This window comes from Mycobacterium sp. (assembly GCF_035506235.1).
Classification (GTDB): domain Bacteria; phylum Actinomycetota; class Actinomycetes; order Mycobacteriales; family Mycobacteriaceae; genus Mycobacterium.
In genome coordinates, this window is sequence record NZ_DATJPU010000207.1 from 1 (window position 1) to 4,503 (window position 4,503).

At 65.9% G+C, this 4,503-nt stretch carries 3 protein-coding genes; 2 read left to right on the forward strand and 1 reads right to left on the reverse strand.

Going from position 1 to position 4,503, the window contains the following annotated elements; genetic code table 11:
- Window positions 1-1,147: type VII secretion protein EccE (eccE, locus tag VMD50_RS19155; protein WP_325429643.1), on the forward strand; the 1,147-nt coding region annotated here is incomplete at its 5' end.
- 170 nt (window positions 1,148-1,317) lie between these two features.
- Complete coding sequence (locus VMD50_RS19160) at window positions 1,318-2,115, forward strand: DUF2637 domain-containing protein (RefSeq protein ID WP_325429645.1); 798 nt, start codon at window positions 1,318-1,320, stop codon at window positions 2,113-2,115.
- Window positions 2,116-2,221: 106 nt separating this feature from the next.
- On the opposite strand, the gene VMD50_RS19165 is transcribed toward VMD50_RS19160, so the two are convergent.
- Window positions 2,222-4,012 carry an AAA family ATPase gene (locus VMD50_RS19165; protein WP_414686124.1) on the reverse strand — a complete coding sequence of 597 codons (1,791 nt, stop codon included), beginning with the start codon at window positions 4,010-4,012 and terminating at the stop codon, window positions 2,222-2,224.
- Window positions 4,013-4,503: the final 491 nt, after the last annotated feature.

Below are 4,503 nucleotides of genomic sequence, written 5' to 3' on the forward strand. Positions count from 1 at the left end.
CGTGATCGCCGAGCACATGCGTCGTGTCGGGCTGGGTGTCGACGTTGACGTCATCTGCGAAGGGCGCCGCACCACGCGCGATCACTACGCCGAGTTGTACGCGACGTTTCTGGGTGGGCGCCCGGCCGCTGGGCAGCGCACCACAACGCTGGTGGTGCGCTTGGACACCCGCGCCGCCGACACCACCGCGGGCCTGCTGTGGCGGCGCAACAGTGTGGAAGCCGCCGCCGCCGCAACACGGCGCATCGTGCGGGCGTTGCGCCAGGTCAACTGCCGCGCACAGATCCTCACCAGCGCACAAATAAGAGAAGCCACGATCGCCGGCCTCGGCGACATCGGCGCCGCTGAGGAACCATACCGAGACCAGTGGAACACACTGCACCGGCCCGGGCACGGTTACATGACGAGTTACTACCTCAGCGCTGATGACCTGGATGCGACCCACCTCGACGACGTGTGGTCCTACGATGCTGAGCACACCACGCTGGTGGTTGCGTTGCGCCGCAGCCCAAGCGGGGTGCGCGCATCCGCCGTCGTGAGGCTGACCACCCCGCAGCCACTGCCCGTGGCCCCAGACCCGGCGCTCAACCAGTTCACCGGCCGCCAGTGGGATGCACTGGCCAAGACCCTGCCCGGCCGTGGCCGCATTAATGGGCTGCCGTCGACCACGGTCGGGGCCGAGCTTGACACCGCGGTCGTCGTCGGGCCATCGGGAGTGCTGCTCGGCAAGTTCGGCGACGCGCTGCTGCTGATGCCGTTGTCCGACCCCTCGGCGCCGACACGCATCGCCATGTGCGCCGGCAATAAGACTGTGCGCCAACTGATTCGCCGCGCAGCAGCAGTCGGCGAACGTGTCGCGGTCTACGACAACACCGGAAGCTGGACCATGACTGCCGGATCCTCACGCATCTGGACCACCGACGACATGAACGCCCAGCCACCTCGCCCACCGACAATGGTGGTGCACAACGGACGCACCAACCCCTACCCTGCCGCGTGGGCATCCGTGACCGTGGGCGGGCCCACCGCGGGCGATCCCGACATCATCATCGAGCAACGCGATAACCGAATCCAACTGCGGACCAAACGGTTCCGGACGGTGATAGAGCCGGTGACGTTCCGCAACGAGGAACCCTACCTCAACTGACCACCGACAGCGCCAGTGTTGCTGACTCCCAGCACGGCTGCGGGTCTGGCCGCCTTCGATGAAATCAATACGCCGGTTTAAGCGAGTCGGAGCGGTGAATCTGGGTTTATGCGTGAGCAATTGACCGCTGGTGATAGACGGATGCGACGTGATCCGTGCAGGATTACAGTATGGCCGACCTGCACATCGTTGGGGTGCGCGACCGCGGGCTAGCGTCTGCGGCTAGCGAGCACAAGCGAGCGGTGCGCTTCTTTTGGACAGTTCTTGCGATAGCCAGCGCCGCATCGATCGGGGGCAACGCGATGCACGCGGCGCTTTACGCCACGGCTGTTCCCGCGGCGGTGGCCGCCGCGGTAGCGACCGCCCCGCCCCTGGTGCTTCTCGCCTCGACCGAGGGAGTATCCCTGTTGATCAGGGTGCGCCAGCACGGCTCCGCTGCCTATTGGTGTGCGCTGGCGATGACAGCACTGCTGGCCGCGTGTGCGTTCGTTCTGTCGTTTGATGCCTTACGGGACTTGGCGATTCGCTGCGGCGTGCGCGACCGCCTGGGCTGGCTATGGCCCGTGGTGGTTGACGTCACTATTGCCCAAGCAACAATGTCGCTGCTGGCATTGTCCCGCATCATGCCCATCCCAGCCTCCGCGTCAGGGGTGGACGTCGGCGCAGAGCGCGGTTCGCGATCGGCGCTTGCCCGCCCAGAGGCTGGTCCCAGCGAGGAATGGTACGACCTCGATATGGCAGGCACGGATCGCGAACACGCCCGAGCCGCGTTAGCGGTCGTGCAAGCCAGACGAACTCGGCAAAGCCCGGAGGTCGTCGAACAGGTACTGAGTCGTTACGCCGCCGGCGGCAAGGTCGGGGAAATCGCCGAGGAGTTCCGACTTCACCACAGCACGGTGAGCCGCATGGTGGCCAACGCTTACCACAGCCACCTGAGTGAGCCCCCCCGACAATCACATGACGGTTGACGGGGTTTTGGCCAAGCGCGCAGCGTCGAATTCGAACTGGCTGTGGCCGCGAGCACAACAACGGGGCCCTCGCGATCTCGGATACCAGGTCATTGTGTGCGGCGCTTCAGGTTTGCCCTGAGCTGGTGGTGATGTCGTTGGCGGTGAGGACTTCGGTTATGGCGGTTCGCATGTCGGCGAGGGTGATCACGCTGATGGATTCGAGGTCAGCAGTGAGCAGGTCGATGCTGGGGTCGGCGGCGTTGCGGGCTTTCATTTTGCCGGTGGCTGAGGCGATGACGTTGCGGGCGTAGCGGCCGTTGGCGGTGATGTCGATGAGCAGTTGGTTGTGCTCGTCGTTGGCTGCAGTGTTGCAGAGCCATTCGGTGATGGTGGTGAAGTGCTGCAGTGCTTGGGAGTCGATGGTGACGCGTGAGGTCTTGGCGAATAGCTGTGCGATTTGGACGATTTCGTCGGCGGTGTTGGAGACGAATTCGAGTTGGTAAGGGAACCGTGAGCGTAGTCCGGGGTTGGCGGATAGCAGTAGGTTCATGGGCGCGGCGTAGCCGGCTAGGGCGATCATGGTGTCGTGGCGGTGGTCTTCGGCGAATTTCATGATGGTGTCGAGCGCGATGCGGCCGAAGTCGCGGTCGAGGTCGGGTTTGTAGAGGTCGGGTGCTTCGTCGATGAGCAGGGCCCGGCCTTTGGCGTTGTTGAGGATGGCGCTGGTTTTGGCTTCGGTTTCGCCGATGTGTTGTCCGACGAGTTCGTTGCGGGAGACCTCGATGAACTCGGCGGATTCGAGAATGCCCAGTCCGAAATACATTTGGCAGATGATGCGTGCGATCGAGGTTTTGCCGGTGCCGGCTGGCCCAACGAGGGTCATGTGCAGTGATTCGCGGCGGCCGACTTCGATGCCTCGCTGGGCCATGGCTTGGTCATAGATTTGGACGTTCTTGAGTTCGGTGACGTGGGCTTTGACGCGTCGGAGCCCGATGAAAGCGTCGAGGTTGCGTTGGGCTTCGTCGAGGACGTCTTGTGCGGCTTGGCGTTGTTGGGCTTGGCGGATCTCGGTGGTGGTGGGCCCGGAGTCGGGGTCCCAGCGGTCGGTGCGCGCGGCGATGGCTTCTTCGGTGGTGACGATGGGCCCGAAGGTGGGGTCGGCGAGGGCCGCGGAGGCGTCGGGACGTAGCACGCCATCCACGGTGGCGGCGGTGAATTGGGCGTGGGCAGCGGCCTCGTCGTGCAGCGCTCGGTGGCACAGGCCGCGGTAGAGGGCGGCTTCGGCGGCGATGGGGGTCGGGTGCAGCTCGGCGGTGATGGGTTCCAGGGTGGCCAGCGCGGTCTGGAATTGGCCGAGGCCGGTGTGGGCAATGCCGCGTAACAGTGTGGTGGCGGCGTCGACGACCTCGTTGTGGGCCTGCACGGGTTGTGAGGTCCAGGTGAGCACGTCTGGCCAGCGGTGGGTGACGTAATGCAGTGTGGCGCCGAGGAATCGGTGGATTTGGGTTTGTTGGGGTTCGCGGCTGAGGTCGATGCGGCCCAGCAGGTTGTCGGCGGCGTCGTAGTCGCCGTCGCGGATGAGCCCGGCCGCGTAGGCCAGCGCCAGCCCGCCGGCAGTGTACGGGTACAGGTCGAGGAATACCGGTGCCGGGATAGTGGGAGCGAGGTCGGTGTCGCCAAGGCCGAGGCGGCGGGTTTCGCGGTGCAGGGTGGCGCTGGCGTCGTGAGCGTGTCGCAGGGTGTGGGTGCTGGTGTCACCGGCGGCGGCCAGGCCCACCCACGCATCGCACATGCCGGGGTCGAGCTCAGTGGCCTGCCGGAACGCTTCGCGGGCGGCGGCGAGGTTTTTGGCTCCACCGAGTAGGCCGAGGTTGGCGATTCCGGTGTCGAGGTAGTCGCGTGCGGTCACGGTCATTCACCTTTGCGGGTGCGCGGTGGCGGTGTTGGCGGAAATTCTAGAGCTGCATGACTTCGCCCATCGGTGGTCGCTGGTTGCTGGCGTTCGATCGGCGGGGCTTCGCACCCGGTCGGTTCGGCGTCGTAGGCCCCGTCACGTGGGCCGCTGATCTCGGCAGGACCGGATGGGCTATCGGCCGCGTGACGCCCGGAGTCGCTGGTGGGGCGTGCCGGCACGGTCGGTAAGGCCAGGTTGGCGTACGACGTGTCATCGATCGCAGGCGGGTTCATCGTTTCGCCGGCGGGAGCCGAGCGTGTGTCGGGGGACTTGGGGGCTGGCTTCGGTGTGGATTCGTTTGGGGTGGAACCGGACTCGGGGTTGTGGCGCTTGCGCAGATGGTGGGCGGTCGCGATGACCGCAGCGGCTGGGACGGCCACTTCGGGGGCAGCGACGCTGGCGGCGGTCTCGGCGGCGACACCGGCTTCGGCTGTGGCCCCGCCTCGGGCGGC